The sequence below is a fragment of the Stenotrophomonas indicatrix genome, assembly GCF_002750975.1.
Lineage (GTDB): Bacteria > Pseudomonadota > Gammaproteobacteria > Xanthomonadales > Xanthomonadaceae > Stenotrophomonas > Stenotrophomonas indicatrix.
In genome coordinates this window covers 942,939-966,006 of the sequence record NZ_PEJS01000001.1, presented here as the reverse complement: position 1 = coordinate 966,006, position 23,068 = coordinate 942,939, and the positions used below count along the sequence as shown (strand labels likewise).

General features: G+C 65.4%; 8 protein-coding genes. 4 read left to right on the top strand and 4 right to left on the bottom strand.

Translation table 11 applies throughout. The annotated features are described in order from the left end of the window. Positions 1 to 3: 3 nt before the first annotated feature. Both CR918_RS04505 and CR918_RS04500 read right to left on the bottom strand, forming a co-directional pair. A complete protein-coding gene (locus tag CR918_RS04505; RefSeq protein ID WP_243378966.1) occupies positions 4 to 12,732 on the bottom strand; it encodes a hemagglutinin repeat-containing protein in 12,729 nt (4,242 codons plus the stop codon). 21 nt (positions 12,733 to 12,753) lie between these two features. Continuing rightward, positions 12,754 to 14,430 (bottom strand): ShlB/FhaC/HecB family hemolysin secretion/activation protein, encoded by a 1,677-nt coding sequence (locus CR918_RS04500; RefSeq protein WP_243379151.1) that lies wholly within the window; start codon positions 14,428 to 14,430, stop codon positions 12,754 to 12,756. Positions 14,431 to 14,799: 369 nt separating this feature from the next. Between CR918_RS04500 and CR918_RS04495 the strand changes: the two genes are divergently transcribed. Then, positions 14,800 to 15,192, top strand: coding sequence for a barstar family protein (locus tag CR918_RS04495; protein ID WP_099842148.1), 393 nt, complete (start codon positions 14,800 to 14,802; stop codon positions 15,190 to 15,192). Between the two features lie 93 nt (positions 15,193 to 15,285). Here the strand turns inward: CR918_RS04495 and CR918_RS20980 are convergent, their stop codons facing one another. Beyond that, positions 15,286 to 15,831: an Imm57 family immunity protein gene (locus tag CR918_RS20980; protein ID WP_108723607.1), complete on the bottom strand. Its 546-nt coding sequence runs from the start codon at positions 15,829 to 15,831 to the stop codon at positions 15,286 to 15,288. Positions 15,832 to 15,835: 4 nt separating this feature from the next. Then, complete coding sequence (locus CR918_RS04485) at positions 15,836 to 17,029, bottom strand: RHS repeat-associated core domain-containing protein (RefSeq protein WP_099842146.1); 1,194 nt, start codon at positions 17,027 to 17,029, stop codon at positions 15,836 to 15,838. A gap of 135 nt (positions 17,030 to 17,164) precedes the next feature. Here CR918_RS04485 and mutS point away from each other — a divergent pair, with 135 nt between their 5' ends. The 3 genes from mutS (at position 17,165) to katG (ending at position 22,914) form a co-directional block, all read left to right on the top strand. Then, positions 17,165 to 19,786 (top strand): DNA mismatch repair protein MutS, encoded by a 2,622-nt coding sequence (gene mutS, locus CR918_RS04480; RefSeq protein WP_032976007.1) that lies wholly within the window; start codon positions 17,165 to 17,167, stop codon positions 19,784 to 19,786. A gap of 119 nt (positions 19,787 to 19,905) precedes the next feature. Further along, on the top strand, positions 19,906 to 20,529 hold the full coding sequence (locus CR918_RS04475; protein WP_099842145.1) for a DUF937 domain-containing protein: 624 nt from the start codon (positions 19,906 to 19,908) through the stop codon (positions 20,527 to 20,529). Between the two features lie 144 nt (positions 20,530 to 20,673). Beyond that, positions 20,674 to 22,914, top strand: a complete 2,241-nt coding sequence (gene katG, locus CR918_RS04470; protein WP_099842144.1) for a catalase/peroxidase HPI — start codon at positions 20,674 to 20,676, stop codon at positions 22,912 to 22,914. Positions 22,915 to 23,068 lie beyond the last annotated feature (154 nt).

The window sequence follows — 23,068 nt, the reverse complement described above, 5'->3', positions numbered from 1 at the left end:
CCCTCATTTACCAAGATCTCGCGACCTATATAGCTCATTCAGTTTCGAACGAGATTCCGAACTAACACCATTGTTACCAACTGAGATCATACCATCCAACGCCTTCTCAATAGATGAAGACATACCATTCTGACGGACCATATCTCTATAGAGACGGAACTCTGCCTGCGAGAGTTGAACGATACCTGGCCCCGACCGTGGGAACATGGTGGCACTCCCTGGATGCGCACCCCATACTCGACCAGAAGACACGGCAACATTACCGTCAGGCAGCAGAATCCCTTGGCCTGAATTTATCTCCCTGATGTCACCATCAATGTCATACCCCCCCATCAACACTGATTTTAGAGTATTCCTGTTCCCGCCACCAAATCTTGTGCCCGCTCCAATTGTTTCCACGCTGTGCGCATCACTGACGCGAACTGGACCTGGCGGAATGAAATTCTTCGTACTACTTCCGCCCGAATCCCCGCCTTGATTTTTGGGCTGCTCTACAGACAATGCGTTGGTCGCAGGCGCCTCACTTACACGCCTTCTCGAAGGAGATCGTGTCACGCCAAGTCCGCCTGTCTGCGGCAGTAATCCCGTCTTACCTGAGATAGCTATCCCAGCGATATTTGCGATACCCCCCATCGTTAACGTCAACGCACGACGGTTGTCCTCGCTCATGTCTCCCACGGTCGCAGCCACGAAGGCGATACTGGCCATAGCACTCGACGTCTGTGCATCTTGGATTGCGAAGTAATTCCGCAACTGCATTGACGATGGGAGCAAGTCCTCGGTGCGACTGGGCTCCAGGCCCGACTTGCGCAGAGCGTTCTCGAACAGCCGTTCGTTCGCGCCCTTCTTGCGGTAGAAAATATCCTCAACCCACGAGTAATTGGCATCCTTGTACGCTTTCTGGTCGTCCCCCAGACCAGCATATGGACGCTCGTACACCTGCGACGGGTTGACTCCCTGCAGTTCGCCCGGGCGTAGCGTTCCAGCGCGCTCCTGGAACTGCTTTTGAAGCTCAGGCAGATCAAGAGGACCGTTCTGGGACTCATATCGGCTGATGTAGGTCGCGAGGTCAGCCGCTTGAAACTCACTCAGGCTCTCGCCTGCCAACGCCTTCCGTAGCAGCCCTGCACTCATCTGATCCCCTGCATCCAGCAGTACAAGCTCCAGGGATTCCTGCTTGTCCAACCCACCTTGCCGCTTGGCCTTCTCGCGCAGGTGAATCATTCGCGCGTGATCGTTCTGCCCCAGGAAGTTGTTCTCAGCCGAATTCTTCGCAATTCCCGCATTCAACGCTATCCCGGCCAGATCCTGCCCCGACAATCCGCCGGCCAACGCACCCACCGCCTGCGACAGCGCCAGGATCGTCTCCTTTTCCTGCGGGCTCAGCTTCGACGCATTGCCCCCATATAGCGTGTCGGTCAGGAACTTGGCTGCCACCTCACCACCTACCGCGGCCGCCGCACCTGCCCCTGCGCCGGCACCATTGACCTCGGCCAACACCGCGCCCAAGAGCGCATGCGACAGCAACTGCATGGTTGCGTTGGGGTCCTTGCCATGGTTCGGATCAAATGTGCTACCAATGAAGAAGGCTGCATAAGGTGCAAGCGCATTGGACGCAAGCTGGCCGACAGCCTGTCCGCCTGCACTTCCCACTAATGCGGTAGTCACGGCATCCAGTGCCCGGCTGTAGTCACCACCACTGCCCCACTTCTTCGCATCCTTATAGGCCTGGCTGTTGTCACTCAGCCGCTTGTCTCTCGCTTTGGCATCAAGTTTGTCGAACGCAACCTGCTCTTCGGGCGAAAGGCTGTCGTAATAGTCCTGCGTGGCCTTGTTGCTCTGATGGGTCTGGATGTCATTGGCAACCTGCCTGCTGGTAGCCACCACCGTCCCAATCGCACCCGCCATCGCCTGCTGGTCCGCCAGCAGCTTGGTGGCATCCGGCATCGCCTCCAGCGCACGATGCGCTGCACTGGCATCGGTATTGATACCCAGCTCCGCCGCCGTGGTCTGCTTGCCACCGATGGTGATGTTGCCTTCGGTCAGCGTCGCAAGCGTTGAACTGCTGTCGCTGCCGTTCTCCGTCATCGACATGCCTGGGCCACCGCGAGGGGCGGTAGTGCCCGCCTTCGGGTCCCAACCCTTCATCTGCCCGCCCGCACCACCGCTGATGCTGCCGGAGCTGGCCGAGTAGTCCATCTGGTTCTGCAGATCGCTGAAGGTCAGCGTCTGTGCGGTCAGTTCACTGTTGGCCGCGCTGGTGCTGGCAATCGCGCCGCCAATCAGGTTCACGTGTCCAGCATCCACGTGATAGCCACCGTTGCCGGCAAACAAGCCACTCTGCTGGCCCACGCCCTGGTAGCTGCCCTCTGCCTTGCCTGCGCTGGCGTAGCCATCGGCATTCCACGCATTACCGAAGGCCACCTGCACGCGCCCACCCACCTGGCTGTTCTTGGACATGCTCTCGGCAATGTCCTGCAGCGATTCGATGGTCAGCGTGCCGCCGGTCTTGACGTCGATGCGGTCGGCCGTGGCGGTCGCGCCGCGCAACGTGGTGTCACCCTCGGCCTTCAGCGAGATGTTCTGGCCGGTCAGCGTGGTGTTCTGCCAGGTGTTGCTGTCCGAGTTCGACCTGCTGCTGCCCACGCTGGCTTCGGCATACACATACACGCCCGTCTGCGCGCCCACGACAACGCCAACGCCCACTTCGGCGCCGGCATTGCTGCTCTTGCTGCGGTCTGCCACGTGTGCCTTGCCCGCTTCCAGCAGGATGTCGCCGGCCGAATCCAGGCTGAGCGTGTTGCCCGCGCTCAGGTTGCCCTGCACCACGTGGATGTCGCCCGTGGTGCTGGTCAGGTTGACGTTGCCGCCGCCCTGGATGGTCGAGCCGCGCGAGACCGTGCTGCTGCCATCGGCACTGCTGTTGGCCGTCTTGAAGCCGATGCCGGCTTCAGCACTGAACAGGTCTCCGCTGCCGGCACGGCCGGACAGCGCCGAGATCGCACTGGCCGCTTGATACGCGTTGGCGCCGGCGGCCATGCCCTGCATCTTCTGCAGGCGGTCATCGGACTGACGGGCCGCGTCCACGTTGTTGATCAGGTCGATCAGCGGCGACTTCACCCGTGCGAACACGCCGATCTTCAGGTCCTTGTCGCTCTGCGAGTAGTGACCGCTTTCATCGGCGGTCAGCAGCTCGATCTCGGCGGCAGTGATGTTCACGTCCTTGGCGGCCACCACGTTGCTGGCCGTCTGCGTGTACTTGCCGCCAGCCGTCAGGTTCACGTTGCCGCCCAGGCTGCCGATGCTGCTGGCCACCTGTGACACCTGCGCGCTGTCGTCCTGGTGCTGCTCGCGGTGCCAGCCGGAGAACTTTTCGGTATCAGAAATCTGCACCGAGCCGATCGCCTTGCTGTCCGACGTATTGGCATTGCTGACCGTGTCCTGCCCACTGCGCACCAGCAGATCACCGGCAGCACGGATGTTCACGTCCTTCTCGGCGGCGATGTTGGCCGCGGTCAGGCTGATGTCGCCCTCGGTGGTGGCCATGCGTACGCCACCTCCCACCGACAACTGAGTGCCGGTGATGGTATCGCTGCTGCCGCTGCCGTCGCTCTGCGAGTTGTTGGTGCCAAACGGCAGGCCACTGGTGTTGTTGGCCAGGCCCCAGCCCTTGCCCCGGCTGCTGCTGTCGCTGCGCTCGGTGTTGTGGGCCACATCGAACACGATGTCCTTGGTGGCCAGCAGCACGGCATTGCCCTCGGCCGACATCTGCGTGCCCTGGCTGAGGATCGAGCCTCCGTTGGCAATCAGCGTAAGATCGCCTCCGGCAGCCAGCTGGCTGACACGCGCGTCACTGGTCGAATGGCTCTGCTCGCTGTTGGACCGCTGGCTGCCGGCGGTCACCACGGTCGACGTGGTGGCTGCACGCAGGCCGGAGGCCGCACCTTCAGCGGTGCGGGTGATCCGCCCCATCGCCGAGCCACTGTCGGCCATGCCGTCGGTGGTCGAGTCGCGGGCGCTGCGGTAGGCCTTGGTCGGGTCGTAGGTCACGCCCACCGAGAAGCCGCTGGACTTGCTCGCCTGGCTGGATTGGCTGTCCGTGGTGTCCTGCCGCGCCAGCAGCGCGATGTCCTTGCCCACCAGCGTCAGGTTCTCGCCAGCGGCGACGTCCGAAGCGGCAATGGTCAGCTGGTTGCCGGCATTGATCAGCACATTGCCTTCGCGTGAGGCGATGGCCGAGCCGACCTGGGTGGTGGACTGCTCGGCGTTGGTGCTGCTGTTCTTCGCGCTGCTGTAGCCCACCGACGCCACGCCGTTGCCAAAACCTCCGGTAATGCCGGATTTCTTTTTGCTCTCGCTGGACTCACTGCTGTGATGGTCCTCTGCGGCGGTGATCAGTACATTGTTGCCCGCTCCCAGAATCACGTTGCCAGTGGCATCGACCACCGCACCGACTGCGGTCAGATCGCGACCGGCAGTGATGTTGATGCTCTCGCCCTGGATCGCCGTGCCGATGGCATAGCTGTCGCTGTTGTCGACGCTGCGCGTGGTGGTGGTGCTGGAGAGCGTCTTCTTTTTCTTCTCGTAGCTGTCCAGGCTGTAGTCGTGCGTCTCGTTGGCCGAGAGCAGATTCACGTCGCGGCCAGCGACTACGCTGACTGCGCCATCGCTGCTGTCGACCAGTGCGGCGGTCAGGTTCACGTCGCGGCCAGCGCTCAGCAGCAGATTGTCCCCTGCCTGCAGCGTGCTGCCCCGCACAGTTTCATCACTCTGACTGACCTGCAGCGAGCTGCGCTTGCCGGCATTGGCGAAGTCGCGACTCTCACTGTCCACCAATGCCTGGCTGTTGATGTCACCACCGGCCTGCAGCGCCAGTCCACCACCGGCCTTGATCTGCGCGGCGGCCAGGTTGATGTCCTTGCCAGCAGCCAGCACTACATCGCCACCACCCTGTACCGACGTGGCAGCGTGCGTTGTCTTGCTGCTGCGCTGGTGGTTGCGGTCGTCGAAGGTGGCATCGCGGCGCTCGTCCAGCGCAATCGCGCCGACATCCAGATTCCCACCTGCCGCCAACTGGGTAAGACCATCGGTGCCGGCATTGCGGATCTGCGCGGCCTGCAGGCTGATGTCACCGCCGGCCACCACCGACAACATGCCGTCGCCGCTGGGGTTGGTCACATACAGGCCGGCGACGCGATCGATGCGGTTGGTCTCGTATTGGTAGGTACCACCGCCCCGCTGTGTTTCCACCGTGGAGGCCACCGTGATATTGCCCGCCGCCTGCACCGACAGCGCATCGGTCGCCGTCACGGATGCACCGGCAATGCGGATGTCCTTGTCCGACGCCAACCCGACGTATTGGCCGGAGATGCTACCGCCCAGGTGTTCGATGTTGCCGGCATCGATGGTCACCAGCTTGCGGCCAGCGATGTCACCGGTGTTGACCAGGCCATTGGCCAGTTTGATATCGACATTGGCACCGGCCAGCAGTGCGCCCTGCCCATCCAGGTCACCCGGACGCAGGCGCAGGTAGACCTGCGGCACCAGTGCGGTGGTGGTACTGCCGTCGGCCAAGGTCACGGTCTGCTCGACGAGCCAGACAATGTCACTGGTCAGCTGCGCCATCTGCGCCTCGGTCAGCGCCACGCCCGGGCGCAGGCCCCATTCGCTGGCCACGGTGGCGCCGGCTTCCAGCAGCGCGCGGTACTGCGCCTCATCGCTGGCGTAGCCGTCCAGGAAGCGGCGGCCGGTCAGCTCGCCGATCTGCTCGCGCACCAGCTTCTGTTCGTAGTAGCCGTCACCCAGCCGCTTCTGCACGGTATCGGGCGAGTAGCCCATCTGCCCCAGCAGGTGGTCCGAGCTCAGCCACGTCTTGTGGTCGGTGAAGCGCGGATCGGTTTCAACCAGATAGTTGCCATCGTTGCTTTGGACGTTGAACAGGCTGGCCGTGGGTGCACGGGTGTCCGGCGCGCCCATCGCGATGCGGTCCGGCGAGCCGCCGGCGGCGGCGACCACACGCGACCCGGATGCGGCGCCATTGCCGGCGATGCCCCCGACCGTGCCGCCCTGCTGCGTGCCGGCGGCATCTGCCGCCTGTGCCAGCGCGCGTTCCGCCCCCGTCCCTCCGCTGTGGCCCGGTCCCTGCGCACCGTTATGGCCAGGGCCGTCCGGCAGCGTCTTCGGCCCCTGCACGTTGAGGTTGGCCATTGCCGCGCCATCCTGCACGTTGGGTGCGTTGCGCCCCTGGTTGAGGTTGCTGAGATCGCCAACGTCGATGGTCAGGGTGCCGCCGCTGGTGATGCTGCCGCCGATCTTCCCGGTCACTTCGGAGATCGCCGGGTTGCTCCAGGTGACGAGGTCGCCGGAGAAGGTATGCCCCACGTTGTTGAAAGCATGGGTGCGATACAGCGTCGCAGCCAGGTTCTCCACCTTGGCGGTGCCACCCAGGCCAACGATGTCGAGATTGCCGCCGGCGGCAATGCTGCCGTAGTGATTGCGCAGATCATCGGTACGCAATCGCATTGCACCACCGGAGCGGATGACCGCATCGGCGCCTACGCCTGGCCCCAGAATATCCTCGGTCACCGTCTGCGTGGCGATGCGGTACTGCTCGTTGCTGCTGACGTTGTTGCCGCCGGAACCGCGCGGATTGGTCAGGTGCTGGTCCGGGGCATAGTCCTTGTAGGTCCACAGCTGCACGCAGTTGGTGGTGCAGGTGCCATAGGCCGGTGAATAGGTCAGCTTGTCATCGACATAGCGGAATGCCGGCGAATCCGGGTGCAGATGGGTCAGCTCGGCAAAGGGATCGTCGGCGCCACTGCCGGCCTGGTCCGGGTTGGCCTGGTTGTCCTGGCGCCCAACGTAGTACAGCACTACGGTGCCATCCTGCAGGTTGAGGCGCGAACGCTCACCCAGCGCGGCATACAGGCCGCCACGTCCAAAGAAGTACGCGCTGGTCTGCGCGGTAAGGCGCACCACCGCCCGGTGTACGGTGAAGCCGTCGGGGGTGATGTGCGGCGTATCTTCCAGGATATCGGCCGGGTTGAGGTAATAGACCTCCTGGGCGATGTAGTGGCTGGTACTGCGGATGTTCTCGGTGCCGTTCTTGCCGTTGCGCCACCATGCAGGACGATCCATGCGCACCGGCGCGTTCACCGTGGTGGTCTGGGTAATGACCACGTTCTCACGGATGTTGTTGATCGCGCCCGCATCGATCGCCAGGTTGCCGCTCACATCAATGATCGAACCGATGTTGTCGATCCTGCCGGCCGTGCCCGCAGCAATGCGATCAGCCCCCAGCGATCCACCGATGGCCGCATCGCCGCCGCTGTAGATCAGGCCCTTGCCGGTGTTCTGCAGTTCGCGCACGCCCAGGTCCAGGCGCTCGCGCGCGGCCACGGTGCCGACGCGGGTGGCACCGTTGGCATCCTCGGCATGGTTCTTCAGCACGCCGGCCGAGATCGCCACGTGGTCGCCATAGATGCGGCCGGTGCCAAGGTTGTCCAGCACGTCGGCTTCGAGGTGGGTCACCTTGCCGTCGATCAGGCCGCGATTGGTCAGCTGGCCGCGTGCATTGAGATGGGTGATGCCTTCGCTGGAGATCTCGCCGTTGGCCGCGTTGGTGATGTTCTGCGCGTTGAGATCGAGGTTGCCGCCACGCAGTACGCCCTGGTTGTCCAGGTCGCCGGACAGATGCAGGGCCAGCGTGCCGTTGGCCACCCATTCGCCGCGGTTGCTCAGGCCCTGCTGCAGGGTCAGGCTCAAGTCGCGCTGGGCGTGTACCTGGCCGTCCTCGCTGAGCGCGCGCGCCACCAGGGTCTGGCTGCCATCGGCCCGCAGCAGGCCGCCACTGTTGGCAACGCTGTCGGCACTGCTGTCGAGGTTGCCGCCGGTGGTGATGACACCCCCGTAGTTCTGCAGCTGGCCGTTGACCTGCAACCGCGCGCCGCCATCGGTGACGATCTGTCCCTGGCTGTTGTCCAGCCACTGCGTTCCGAACTGCAGCTGGCCTGCCTGCAGGCCGCGGGTGCCATCGCCGCCGCGGGTGTTGCGGTTGTCGACGCTGGCTGCGGTGAGGGTCAGCAACTGGCCGGCGGCGATCGCGCCGGCAGTGTTGTCCAGGTGCCCGCTCAGGGTCAGGTCGAGATTGCGCCCGGCCTGCACGCGCCCGGCGCCGTTGGCCAGCGTCGCCGCCTGCAGCGACAGGCCCGCCGCGCTGGCAAGCGTACCGCCGGCGCTGTTGTCGGCACTGGCGAGCAGCAGCCGCGCATCGCCCTGTGCGTTCAGCGTGCCACCTCGGTTGTCCAGCGCACCAGCGTCCAGCTGCAGTGTGCCCGCCGCCAACAGGCCACCACTGCTGGCGGTGTCCCGGTTGTCGATGGTCTGTCCTGCGGTATCGATGCGCAGATCGGCGGCCGACTGCACCCGGCCGCCCTGGTTGAGCAGCGCGCCACTGTGCACCGTCAGCGCACCCTTCTGCGTACCCAGCGTACCTGCGCTGTTGTCCAGCCGCTGGCCGCGGGTATCGAGGGTCAGCTGCCCACCCAGCACCGTGCCGCGCTGGTTGTCGAGGCCAGTGGCCTGCAGCTGCAACAGCTCGCCGGCCTGCATCGCGCCATCGCTGTTGTCCACGCCTGCAACCGTGGTCAGCAGCAGGTCCTTGCCTGCCACCACCGTGCCATGCCGGTTGTCGAGGCTGGCGGCGCCCAGGGTCATCGCACCGGCGCTGGACAGCAGGCCCTGGCTGCCGTTGTCGAGACGACCGTCGATGCCCAGCACCAGTTCGCTGCCGCCGGCATGGACAGTACCGCCGAGGTTGTCGAGGCTGGCGGCATTGATCGTGCCCGCGCCACCCAGCAGGATGCGCCCGCTCTGGTTGTCCAGTGCCTGGCCGATGGCCAGGGTGGAACGGCCGCTGCCGGCGCCCTGCAGGGTGCCCTGCGCATTGATCAGCTGCCGCGCGGCAACGTCGAGCACACCATTGCTGGCCAGCGACCCGCCGCGATTGTCCAGCAGCCCCTGCACACGCAGGCGCAGTGCCTCTTCGCCGGTTGCAGTGAGCGCACCGCCGGCCGTGGTCAGGCTATCGGCAGTGAGGTCGATGCGGCGCGCCGATGTGGTCGCCTTCGACAGATCGAGGGTCTTGCCCTCCAGCACCAACGTGCCATTGCTGAGCACGCTGCCACCCGCACCCAGCAGGGTCTGTGCGAGCACCTGCAACTGGCCGCTGCCGGCGTGCTGGATCTTGCCTGCGCTGTTGTCCAGCGTCTGCGCCTGCAGCGTCAGGTCAGCATTGCTGGCCAGCGTACCGCCGGCATTGCCCAGCGTGGTGGCATGGATGCGGCTGGCACCCTCGCCACTTGCGATGATGCGGCCGCCGGCGTTGTCCAGCGTTCCGGCCTCGAGGTCGAAGCGGTCAGCCCCCAGCGTTGCGTCGCGATGGTCTACCTCATCCGCGCGCAGGGTCAGCGTAGCCGCAGAGACCAACGTGCCCTTGCTGCCATCCAGGCGGGCCGTGGTGATATCCAGGCCCTGGTTGCCGGCCTGGCGGATGGCACCGGCGGTATTGTCCAGCTGTGCGGCAGTGAGGGTCAGCCGGTTGGCATTGCTGGCGATGGTGCCTTCATGGTTGTCCAGCGTACCGTTGACCTGCAACGTGCTGTCGGCTGCACCGGCAGCACTGAGCGTACCCTTGCGGTTGAGCAGTTCACCGGCCTGCACATCCAGGGCGCCGTTGCCTGCGATCGTGCCGCCGCTGTTGTCCACGGCTTGCGCCACGCGCAGCTGCAGTGCATCGCTGCCGGTGGCGCTCAGGTTGCCGCCGGCGTTGTCCAGGCGTTCGGCATTGATCGCGACGCGCTCGGCCTGAGTGGTGCTGCCGGCACCCAGCACCAGCTCGCCGCCGTCAAGCATCAGCGACGACTGGCTGAGAATCCGCCCGGCTGCGCCCTGCAACGCATCGGCACGGATCTGCAGCGAGCCGCTGCCGGCGTGCTCGATTGCACCGCTACGGTTGTCCAGCCGCGCCGCCTGCAGCAGCACGTCGCCCGTGCCGGCCAGGCGGCCGCCGTTGCGGTTGTCCAGCAATTCGCGGGCCTGCACCTGCAACAGGCTGTTACCCGCCGCAAGCACCTTGCCGCCCTGGTTGAGCAGGCTGCCGACGTGCAGCTGCAACTGGCCGTTGCCAGAGATCGCACCGGCGCTGTTGTCCAGTGCGTCGCGCACGGTCAGTGTCGCGCCCTGGCTACCGGCCGACTGCAGCGTGCCCTTCTGGTTGTCGATGCGGCCCGCATCGATGCGCAGGCCCGCGTTGCCAAGCACCTGCCCGCCTTGGTTGTCGAAGGTGCCACGTACCTCCAGCGCCAACTCGGAATTCCCGAGCGACACGATCTGGCCACCGGCATTGCGCACGCCGTCGGCCTGGATATGCACGCTCTGCGCCGAGGTGGTGCCGCCACTCACATCCAGCTGGCCACCGGTCAGCGACAGGTCACCGTTGCTGAGCAGGCGGCCTTCGCTGCCCCGCAGCGTATCGGCGTGTACACGCAACGCGCCGGTGCCGGCCTGCTGCAGCAGGCCCTTACTGTTGTCCAGCGTCCCCGCCGAGACGGTCAGCTCGCCATTGCCGGCCACGGTGCCACCAGCACTGTTGTCCAGCGTACCGGCGCGCAGCATGCTGCCCTGGTTGCCCAGCGACAGCAGGTTGCCACCGCGGTTGTCCAGCGTGCCGGCGGCGATCTGGAACTGCGCTGCAGTGAGCGTGCCATTGCGCACGTCCGCATTGCCCACCGTCCAGTCCAGGCGACCGAGCGTGCTCAGGCGACCGCCGGCACCGGTCCAGTCGCCGGTGGTCAGCAACAGGCCGCCGTTACCGGCATGCTCGATGCGGCCACCGGCGTTGAAGACCCGACCTGCCCCCAGCGTCAAGCGCTCGGCATTGGTCGCCAGCAGGCCGCCCTCGTTGTTGAACGCGCCTTGCACTGTCCAGGCCGACTCGGCACTGCCGGCATGGCGCAGCTCGCCTGCCCGGTTGTCCAGCGACTGTGTCTGCAGCTGCAGGGTACCGGCCACACTCAGCGCGCCCTTCTGGTTGGACAGCGTGCCCAGCTGCAGCGCAGCGTCACCGTGCACCTGCAGTGTGCCGCCATCGTTGTTCAGATCGCCCGTGGCGCGCAGCGAGGCCACACCAAGGCGGCCTCCGCTGTTGTCCAGGCCATTGCCCGCAACCAGCGATACACGACCGCCGTTGCTGATGCTGCCGGCGTCGTTGTCGAGCGTGCCAGCGATGTCCAGCACACCGGCGGCCAACGGAACAGCCGGCGTCACCGGCGTACCGCCGCCAGTGCCGGTACCCGGTGTACCCGGTGTACCCGTACCGGGCGTGCCGGTTCCGGGCGCACCGGTACCTGGCGTTCCGCCGCTTCCCGGCGAGGTGCCACTGGGGGTACCGCCGGAGCCGCCCGACGCCACCGCATCCAGCGCACCGATCAGGCCTTCGCTGCGATTGCTCACGCTGCCTGTGGTGAGGCTCAACGCCTGCACGCCGGTCTGCTCGATGGCACCGCCACGGTTGCGCAGAGCCTGTGCCTGCAGCTGCAGGCGCTGTGCATTGAGCTTGCCGCCGCTGTTGTCCAGCGTGCCACCGGAGGTGATCGCAGCTTCATGCGTGGCAGCGATGGTGCCGGCATTGGCCAGATCGCCGCTCGCCTGCACGCGCACGTTCTGCAGTGACTGCAGCGCGCCGGTGTTCTCCAGCCGGCCATCCACCGTGACCACGAGTTCGCCGGCCTGGGCACCGATGCTGCCGGCATTGCGCACGCCCACGCCGTGTTCATTGCCGACCAGCCAGATCTTGTTGGCGAACATGCCGCCCAGCGCGCCCACGTCCAGCGCGAAGGTCGGCGCTTCACCGCTGGCCGCCGCAGCGTTGACCTGGCTGTGGTCGGCACTGACCACGTTGTTGCCGAGGGTCGCCTGCAGCTGGTTGGCCCAGATGCCGGCGTTGACCTTCAGCGATCGGGTGATCAGGTCGGTGTAGTCGGCGCGGCTGGCATCGAGGCCATCACCGTTGACCTCGATTGCCCCACCACTGACTCGATAACCTTCCAGCGAACCGCTGCCGCTGAACACCGGCGTGCCGGTGGTGAGCGTGACGCGGCTGGCATTGAGGAAACCGCCACCGTTGACCTGGATGCCGGCAGGATTGGCGATGATAACCTCGGCGCGCTGTCCGGCCACTTCCACGTAGCCATTGAGCCGGCTGGCCGGGCCGTTGACCTCGTTGAGGATGACCCGGGCGCTGCCGGTGGCCAGCCACGGATTGCCCTGCACCCAGCCACCCAGCTGCGTCTGCACCTGGCCACGCGCGTTGTTGAGGATCACGCCCTCGCGGCCGACATCGAACTGCGAGTAACGGTTGCGCGAAACACCACCGGCCGATGGCGTGGTGATGTTGACCATCGGCACACCGTTCGGCGCGGTGACCACGGTGGGGCGCTCACGGCCGGGCGCGTTGGGATCGGACACGATGTGGCCGACCGATTGCGCTGCAGCCACGGGCGCTAGGCTGACCCATCCCAACGCGCACATCAGCGCGAAGCCGAGCGGCGACACGGCTGCCGTCTGCCGGCCGGCGACCTGGCCGACCAGGCCGCCACCGCCTTTCACCAGTTCCGAAGCGACCTGCCACACGCGCAGCGCGCGGTTGAAAACCAGGCGATAGATGCTGTTCATTTCACGAATCCTTGTGCCAGATCAGTAGCGCCACGCCAGGCTGAAGCCGAAGGTGGTGTAGTCAGTCGGGAAGTTGGAGGGCTTATGCAGGGCCGAGCCCACGAAGCCGTCCCAGGAAAGCTGCTGCCAGCCGCCGCGCAGGCCCAATGCCATGCCGGCCAGATCCCGGCCGGATTGCCATTGCGCCGATGGCCCGCCGATGCGGCCGTAGTCGGCGGCGACGTAGAACTCCTGGCCTCCGCCGATACCCAGCGACAGGTCGTTGCGCAGCGACCAGCCACGCTCGCCGCTGAGCGAGCTTTCGCCATCAAAGCCACGCACCGTGTAGCGGCCGCCGATCGCAAAGCGATCCTGGGGCGACAATGGTGTGCAGTTCCACTGCGCGCGCCAGGCAGCGGTGTAGCGCAGGCGCTGCTTGCCTAGCTGGAACGGCACGCTGAACTGCGCGTCAGCCGTGATCAGCTTCATCCGCGAGGTGCCTTCCAACGGCAGCGTCGGATCCCACGCCTGGGCCATCTCTTCCGGGGAGCGCAGTGCATGGAAGGCGCCGGTGCCGCGCCGGTATGCCAGCGTGGCATCAAGCGTAGCCGCGCCGATGAACTGCTTGTGGGTCAGGCCGAGCTCCCAGCCCGAGGTACGGCGACGCTGTACCTCGATCTCGGTATCGTCGATGTAGTTCTTCGACGTGCGCTGCCAGCCGCGGCCGTAGATGCCCAGCTTGGTCTTGGCATTGCGCAGCAGCAGGCGATCCACGCGTGCCTCGGCGTTGCCGCTGCGGCCGCTGTAGTCATAGCTTTCGTACGCGCCCACCACGGTCTGGCTGTAGTCGTAGGCACTGGCCGTGGCGCCGAACAGCCAGTAGCCGTAGGGCACGTCGTAGTGCGCGGTCCAGCTGTTGGTGTCCTTGCCTTTGCCATTGAACACGCCGCGCCCCGCGCTGACGTAGAACAGCTCGTTCAGACCCAGCGGGTTGTCCAACGACAGCGTGGCGTTGGCCTGCAGCTTGCCGGTGCCCTGGCTGCCTGCATCGTCCAGGGTCAGGCTGGCACGCACCGGCGAACGCTGTTTCCAGTCGATGTTCAGGTCGCTCTGCCCGGGCGCGGCTCCTTCGCCGTCCGCAGGTGCGATCTTGATGTCAGCAGTGACGGTGGGCACGCGCTGCAGGTTCTCCAGCCCCTGCTCGATGTCGCGCAGGTTCAACAGGCCGCCACTGCGGATCGGCAGCGCATTGGCGATGGCCGGATGCCGCCCATCCGACTCGGTGAACACCGCCTCGCGGAATCGCCCGGGCACCACCGACAGTGTCAGCGTGCCGGTATTCAGATCCTGCGGGGCCGACAGCACGCGGGTGGTGACATAGCCGCGCGCGATGATCGCGTTCTGCACGCGCTTCATCACCACGTTGATGCCTTCAGTGCCCAGGCAGCGGCCGCTGGCGGGATCTTCGCGCGGATCGGCTGCGGCCAATGCCCACTGGAAGCCCTTGGCTCCCTCGCCCTCCAGCACGATGCGATCAATACGCACGCAGGGCTGCTCCTGCGTCGGCAGGCGCTCCCCCTGTTCATCCTGGCGGCTCTCCAGGCGTACATCGGGCCGGCTCTCCTGCTGCTCGCGCAGCACGCGTTCTCGTTCCTGCTGGCGCAGCAGCTCCTGCGCGCCCGGGTCACCCACCTGCTGGGCAGCAACACTGAAGGCCATGCCCAGAAGCACCAACCCTCCACCACTGCGGCGCGCACCGCGCACAGACATCTTCCTTGCTTGCACAATCAATTCCACGTGTTGATGCCACGCGTCAGCGGTCCTGCTCCCGGAAAGGAGAAGGGCCAACCCAATGGCTTGAATCGAGGTTCGCCGGGGGTATGCAACGGCATGCCACCGCGCCCGACGCGAAGTGGCGCATAGGCTATCGGCCGCCCGAAGGATTTCTATAGGGAAATTTTCAAATGCCCAGGACTACGGGACAGAACACCGCAGGCAGAGATCCAGAGTATGCGTGGGCGCGCGCCACGTCGCAAAGCAACGGCGTTCAGCACAACGCCTTTCGCCGGCCCACGCTACAGTCGGCGCATGACCGTATTCCTGCAGATCAATGGCACCGCCATTGTTGATATCCCCAGCCTCTATGCGGAGATCAACCGGATATTCATGGCCGGCGAAGCCTGGCAGCTCGGGCCCAGTCTCGATGGGCTGGACGATCTGCTGTACGGCGGTTACGGCGCGCTGGCCGGGCACGAAACCGCCACGCTGGTCTGGCGCGACATCGACCGCAGCCGCGAGGCACTGGGATTGGAGGCCACGCGCGCGTGGCTGGAAGACAAGCTGCGGCAGCCGGGTACGTTCAATGCCGAAACCATCGGCCGCCAGCTGGACGCCCTGCAACGTGGCGAGGGGCAGACCTACTTCGACATCGTGATGGAGATCTTCGCCAGCCACCCGAACGTTGCACTGGTGTGCGCCTGAAGTGGCGCCCCTCCCCCCTGCGGCATCCCGCCTGCGGAACACGCCAACCGTTACAGCGCGACCGGTTGTGGTAGTACATGTCAAACGACCGATTCAGACGCCATCGCAGTCACTACCAGCCTTGGCGAGCCTGACCACGTCACGCAGGGAACTCTGGATGTCCGCGACTGAGCTACAGATGTTCTCAGGCGCCACGTCGAATTTCGCCCCGCCCGCCCGACGCTTGAAAGCAGCAAGTTCGGAGAGGCATTGACCTGCCAGCTTCCTGGCATCCAGCCTCGACGCAGCCTGAACCATTGAATTGCCCTGCGCGGCGACGTAGCACTTGTAGTCTTCGGAGAGCGCTCCGTCCATACGGAAGCGGGACAGTTCAACCAAGTTCCGAGGGGCAGCCGGACTCCTACTGCCCCCTATCAAGGCAAGACCAAGCTCAGCACCGTCAGCTCCTACACATGCATATGGCGTCTGAGAGCACAGTGACTTGCTCTCGGAACTCTTGTGCACTACCAGCGAGGCAAGAATAGAGTGTTCGGCCATCTCCATGTCTGCCGCAAGTCTTTCTGCCAGCGGCCGGGCGGACACCGAGGAGCCATATAGAACACAAAGGACGAAGCACGAAATCAGCACAGTGGTTTTCATCGGCTCACCAGAATCTTGGGGGAAGACGCGTAAACTGATCCATCACCTGCAGAGTACTCCCTGGCTCATCGTCGATTAGCTCATTGAGCTTTTTCAGGTCGGCGGCAGCACCTGTCACGCACCCCTCGGAACAGAAGTGCGGGCCCAGCGACGGACCAAAGGCGTTTGCACAGCTGTGCGACCTTATCAGGGATCGGCCAAAGGTATTGGTTTCTGGAGCAGGCTCCAAAGCTCGGCCATTGGGCTTGCTGGTCCAGGTACTTGTCCAGTTCCACTTACCTGTCGGAATAGGGCCACGTCCTTGGAGGCTTGTACAAGCCAGGTTGTTCTTGCACTGCATCCCGCCCCCATTGTTTCCAGAGGCAACCCTGATCGAAAGGTATTGCTTTCCTTCTGTCGACGGGAAGCACTCCATTCGCTCATCCCGGATCGAGTAATAGCAGCTAGCGAGACCAAATCTGTCACTAAGCTGGATGGGCGAATTCTCGGCGTATCCGTAGGTTCCAATGCCACCCGCAATTCCGATGGGATCGCTCTGCACATAGCGTCCAGCAGACGGATCGTAGTCACGATAGTAGTTCTGGCTAAGACCAGAAACACCTTCATAGAGCTGCCCAGGGAAGCGCATCGCAAACTCAAACAGACTGCCGTCCTGGTCAGGATCCTCATTTGGGGCCGTTGCACCGAACGCCTCCCCCTTCATATCCCAACTCCAAACCGCCACGTCACGGGCTGGGTCAACGACAACGCGAGGGGTACCCAGATGATCCGGCTGGACATAGTAAAGGGCACTCTCGCTCAGCAATCCGACGGGAAGGTTGTCCAACCAGATTACCTGCTGACGCGCAACACCCGTCTGGTCGTATTCCCCCATCCATTGCCCGCGCTCGTCGTAGAGATTCAGGGCTGAAGCACCTTCGGCCTTCCGAGGAATCTGCTGACCAAGATCGTTGTAGCGGTATTCCGTAGCAACCGCGCCGTTTAGCTTCACCGCACTCAAGCGACCCATTTGCCGTCCAAGACGCGGTAAGGCTTTCCGGGGTCTGCGGGTGGTCGAGGGGCGATGCCCCCCCCTCCCCTGCTTGCCGTCGAGCGGGCCCTTGGCCACGCTCAGTTCGCAGATTTGGCGGCAGGTCAGCTTAAACTTGGTGCCTCGCCGGCGCGGGGCATCTGCCTGCGCCGCAACAACCGTATCCATGGTCGATCCGCCGTGTATCCGTCGCAACTTCGATTTGATGCTCTTTGAGTGACCGCCGCAACCGTGGCGCAACGAAGAACCCCGTTACTCGCCGTCAGTGACCTGGATCGATCGCTACAACCGTAGGAAGCTCAATTGCAAACCACTGATTCAAAAGCGAAACCGTCTGCATCCAAGGCCAGTGCAGAGCACACGCCCCTCATGAAGCAGTTCTTCGCAGCCAAGTCCGACTACCCGGACCTGCTGCTGTTCTTCCGCATGGGCGACTTCTACGAGCTGTTCTACGACGACGCGCGCAAGGCCGCGCGCCTGCTCGACATCACCCTGACCCAGCGCGGCAGCTCCGGTGGTGCACCGATTCCGATGGCCGGCGTGCCGGTGCACGCCTACGAGGGCTACCTGGCCCGACTGGTCGCGCTGGGCGAATCGGTGGCGATCTGCGAACAGATCGGCGACCCGGCACTGGCCAAGGGCCTGGTCGAACGCAAGGTGGTGCGCATCGTCACCCCCGGCACGGTCACCGACGAAGCGCTGCTGGACGAGCGTCGCGACACCCTGCTGATGGCCCTGTCGCGCAACAAGAGCGGCTATGGCCTGGCCTGGGCCGACCTGGCCGGCGGCCGTTTCCTGGTCAACGAAGTGGACACCGATGACGCGCTGGAAGCCGAACTCGCGCGTTTGGAGCCGGCCGAACTGCTGGTGCCGGATGAGGAGAACTGGCCGGAGTTCCTGCGCCAGCGCAGCGGCGTGCGTCGCCGCGCGCCATGGCTGTTCGACGCCGACAGTGGCCGCCGCCAGCTGCTGAACTTCTTCAAGCTGCATGACCTGAGCGGCTTCGGCATCGACGACAAGCCGCGCGCAACGGCCGCTGCCGGCGCCCTGCTCGGCTATGTCGAGGAAACCCAGAAGCAGCGCCTGCCGCACCTGACCTCCATCTCGATGGAAACCGCCGGCGAAGCGATCGCGATGAACGCGGCAACGCGGCGCCATCTGGAGCTGGACACCCGTGTCGACGGCGATACCCGCAATACCCTGCTCGGCGTGCTCGACAGCACGGTGACGCCGATGGGCGGCCGCCTGCTGCGCCGCTGGCTGCATCGGCCGCTGCGCCTGCGCGAGGTGCTGGTGCAGCGCCACCACGCGGTGGAAACACTGATCGACCGTGGTGCGGACGCAGATATCCGCGAACAGTTCCGCCGCCTCGGCGACCTTGAACGCATCCTCACCCGCGTTGCCCTGCGCTCGGCACGGCCGCGCGACTTCTCCACCCTGCGCGATGGCCTCGGCCTGCTGCCGGCCGTACGCGAGGTGCTGGCACCGCTGGATTCACCGCGCCTGCAGACCCTGCACGCCGCGCTCGGCGAACACGACGAATGCGCCCACCTGCTGGCCAGCGCGATCGCCGACATGCCGCCGCTCAAGCTCAGCGATGGTGGCGTGCTGGCCGATGGCTTCGACGCCGAGCTGGATGAGCTGCGCCGACTGTCGACCCACGCCGACCAGTTCCTGGTCGACCTGGAGCAGCGCGAGCGCGAGAGCAGCGGCATCGCCACCCTGAAGGTCGGCTACAACCGTGTGCACGGCTACTACATCGAAATCAGCAAGGGCCAATCCGACCGTGCGCCGGTGCACTACACCCGCCGGCAGACACTGACCAACGCCGAGCGCTACATCACCGAAGAACTGAAGGCGTTCGAAGACAAGGTGCTGTCCGCCCGCGACCGTTCGCTGTCGCGCGAAAAGTACCTGTACGAGCAGCTGCTGGACACGCTGGGCACCCAGCTGGAGCCGCTCAAGCAGTGTGCTGCCGCACTCAGCGAACTGGACGTGCTGGCCGCCTTCGCCGAACGTGCGCAGGCGCTGGACTGGGCGCGCCCGGAGCTGCAGGCCGAGCCGTGCCTGAAGATCGAGCGCGGCCGCCATCCGGTAGTGGAAGCGGTGCGTGACCAGCCGTTCGAGCCCAACGACCTGGACCTGCACCCGGACCGTCGCATGCTGGTCATCACCGGCCCGAACATGGGCGGTAAATCGACCTACATGCGGCAGAACGCGCTGATCGTGCTGCTGGCCCACATCGGCAGCTTCGTGCCGGCCAGCCGTGCGCTGATCGGCCCGATCGACCGCATCCTGACCCGTATCGGCGCAGGCGACGACCTTGCCCGCGGGCAGTCGACCTTCATGGTCGAGATGGCCGAAACCAGCTACATCCTGCATCACGCCACCGCGCATTCACTGGTGCTGATGGACGAGATCGGCCGCGGCACGTCCACCTACGACGGCCTGGCCCTGGCCGACGCGGTAGCGCGCCACCTCGCCTACGAAAACCGCTGTTACACGCTGTTTGCGACCCATTACTTCGAACTGACCGCGTTGGCCGACGAACAGCACGAGGGCGGCCGCAGCGGCATCGCCAACGTGCATCTGGATGCCGTCGAGCACGGCGAAGCACTGGTGTTCATGCATGCAGTGAAGGACGGTCCGGCCAACCGCAGCTTCGGCCTGCAGGTGGCCGCCCTGGCCGGCCTGCCGCGTGCCACCGTGGCACAGGCGCGCCGACGCCTGGCCGAGCTGGAACAACGCGGTGGCGAAAGCCATGCCGCCGAACTCGCCCCGCAGGCGCTGGATGCCCCGCAGCAGTTCGGGCTGTTTGCCGCCCCGCCGAACAAGGCGCAGGAGGCGCTGGCCGCGATCGACCCGGACGAGCTGACCCCGAAGCAGGCACTGGAAGCGCTGTACCGGTTGAAGGCGCTGCTGTAAGGCAGGCCGCAGGTTCCGCCGGCCCTGCCCGGCGGACGCCCGCCATGAAGCCTTCGCATTGCCGTCGTGTACACGGCGTTATGCTCGGGCGGTTCGTCCTTCACAGACCGGAGACCGCCATGAACACCGAATCCCTTGCTGCATCCCTCTTCCAGCAGCTGCAGCAGGGCCAAGGCCTGCAGCAGGTCTCGCAGCAACTCGGCCTGGACAGCAGCCAGGCTACCCAGGCCGTCGGCAGCGCGCTGCCGCTGCTGCTCGGCGCGATGGGCCAGAACGCCAGCGAGCCGCAGGGTGCGCAGTCCCTCCTCAATGCCCTGCAGCGCGACCACCTTGGTTCGGGCGGCAGTGGCGGTGCTGGCGGCGGTTTCGACATCGGCAGCATCCTCGGCGCGGTGATGGGCGGTGGCGGCGGCAACGCCACCAACGGTGCCGGCATCCTCGGCCACGTGTTCGGTGGGCAGACCTCGCAGGCGGCCGAAGTGCTGGGCCAGAAGACCGGCCTGGACAGCGGCAGGTCCAGCCAGCTGCTGGCGATCCTGGCCCCCATCGTCATGTCGTTCCTGGCCCAGCGGTTTGCCCAGAGCGGCAACGCCGGCCAGCTCAGCCAGGCCCTGGGGCAGGAAGCACAGCAATCCGGCGGCGGCATCGGCAGCCTGCTCGGCGGTGCGCTCGATCAGGACGGCGATGGCCAGTTCGGCGCCAGCGATCTGTTCAAGCTCGGCGCGGGCCTGCTCAAGCGCTGATCGCGCACAACGATGCAAGCGCTGCCTGCCATAGGCGGCCACTATCGCATCGGTTGAATCAATCGAATTTACCCATCATTAGGCGATGCCTATGGTGGGTAAGCGATCTGATTCCCTCATTCGCCAGCCCACAGGTAGAGACCCATGAAAAGCGAAGCGAAGTGCCCGTTCAACCATGCCGTCGTCGGTGATGCGACGACCAACCGCGACTGGTGGCCGAACCAGCTGCGCGTGGATCTGCTCAACCAGCACTCCACGCGCTCCAATCCCCTTGATGCGGGCTTCGACTACGCCAAGGCCTTCAACGGGCTGGACTACAGCGCCCTGAAGGCCGACCTGAAGGCGTTGATGACCGACTCGCAGGACTGGTGGCCAGCCGACTTCGGCCACTACGGCGGCCTGTTCATCCGCATGGCCTGGCACAGCGCCGGCACCTACCGCATCGATGACGGCCGTGGTGGCGGTGGTCGTGGCCAGCAACGCTTCGCTCCGCTCAACAGCTGGCCGGACAACGTCAGCCTGGACAAGGCGCGGCGCCTGCTGTGGCCGATCAAGCAGAAATATGGCCAAGCCATTTCCTGGGCCGACCTGCTGATCCTGACCGGCAACGTCGCACTGGAGTCGATGGGCTTCAAGACGCTCGGCTTTGCCGGCGGCCGTCCCGATACCTGGGAGCCGGACCAGGACGTATACTGGGGCCGCGAGACCACCTGGCTCGGTGGCGACGTGCGTTACAAGCACGGCTCGGAGGGCGTGCAGGAGGACCACGGCGTGCTGGTGTCCGATGACGACGCTGATGGCGATGTGCACTCGCGCAAACTGGAAAACCCGCTGGCCGCGGTACAGATGGGCCTGATCTATGTGAACCCGGAAGGCCCGGATGGCAATCCCGATCCGGTGCTGGCCGCGCATGACATCCGCGACACCTTCGGCCGCATGGCGATGGACGATGAGGAAACCGTCGCCCTGATCGCCGGTGGCCACAGTTTCGGCAAGACCCATGGTGCCGGCCCGGCCGACAACGTCGGCAAGGAACCGGAAGCAGCGGGCCTGGAAAGCCAAGGCCTGGGCTGGGCCAACAGCTTCGGCAGTGGCAAGGGCGGCGACACCATCACCAGCGGCCTGGAAGTCACCTGGACCCGCACCCCCGCGCAGTGGAGCCACGACTTCTTCGAGATCCTGTTCGGCCACGAATGGGAGCTGAGCAAGAGCCCGGCCGGCGCGCACCAGTGGGTCGCCAAGAATGCGGACGCAGTGATTCCCGATGCGCACGATCCGTCGAAGAAGCACCGCCCGACCATGCTGACCACCGACCTGTCGCTGCGCATGGACCCGGCCTACGAAAAGATCTCGCGGAAATTCCTTGCTGATCCGCAGGCCTTCGCCGATGCCTTCGCCCGCGCCTGGTTCAAGCTGACCCATCGCGACATGGGCCCACGTGCGCGCTATCTCGGCCCGGAGATTCCGGCCGAGGAATTCATCTGGCAGGACCCGGTGCCGGAAGCCAAGCACCCGTTGATCGACGCCAAGGACATCGCCGCGCTGAAGCAGAAGATCGCAGCGACCGGCCTGAGCGTGGCCGAGCTGGTGTCCACGGCGTGGGCCTCGGCCTCGACCTTCCGCGGTTCGGACAAGCGCGGTGGCGCCAATGGTGCACGCGTGCGCCTGGCACCGCAGAAGGACTGGGCGGTGAACCAGCCGCAGCAGCTGGCCAAGGTGCTGGCCGCGCTGGAAAAGGTCCAGGCCGAGTTCAACGGCGCGGGCAGCAAGCAGGTGTCGCTGGCCGACCTGATCGTGCTGGCCGGTGGCGTCGGCATCGAGCAGGCAGCGAAGGCCGGCGGCCATGACCTGAGCGTGCCGTTCACTCCGGGCCGCACCGATGCCAGCCAGGAACAGACCGACGTCGAATCGTTCGCGGTGCTGGAACCGGCTGCCGATGGTTTCCGCAACTACCTCAAGGGCGCTTACAGCGTGCCGGGTGAGGCGCTGCTGATCGACAAGGCTCAGCTGCTGACCCTCACCGCACCGGAAATGACCGCCCTGGTCGGTGGCCTGCGCGTGCTCGGCGCCAATGCTGACGGCGGCAGGCACGGCGTGTTCACCAGCCGTCCCGGCACGCTGAGCAACGACTTCTTCGTCAACCTGCTGGACATGGGCACCACCTGGAAGGCGACCGGTCGCGAAAGCTATGAAGGCCGCGGCCGCAGCGATGGCGCTGCGCGCTGGACCGGCACCCGTGCCGACCTGGTGTTCGGCTCCAACGCCGTGCTGCGCGCCCTGGCCGAGGTCTACGCCAGCGCCGATGGCGAGAAGAAGTTCGTGCAGGATTTCATCGCCGCCTGGACCCGGGTGATGGAGCTGGATCGCTACGACCTGCACAGTTGACCGGATATGGTAGTTGCCAACCTTGGTTGGCACATGGCACTGCGCCCACCAAGGTGGGCGACTACCAGACTCTGCTGCGGGGTCTTTACCCGGTAGATGCCGACCTTGGTCGGCACATGGCGCAACGCCCACCGAGGTGGGCAACTACCAGCGC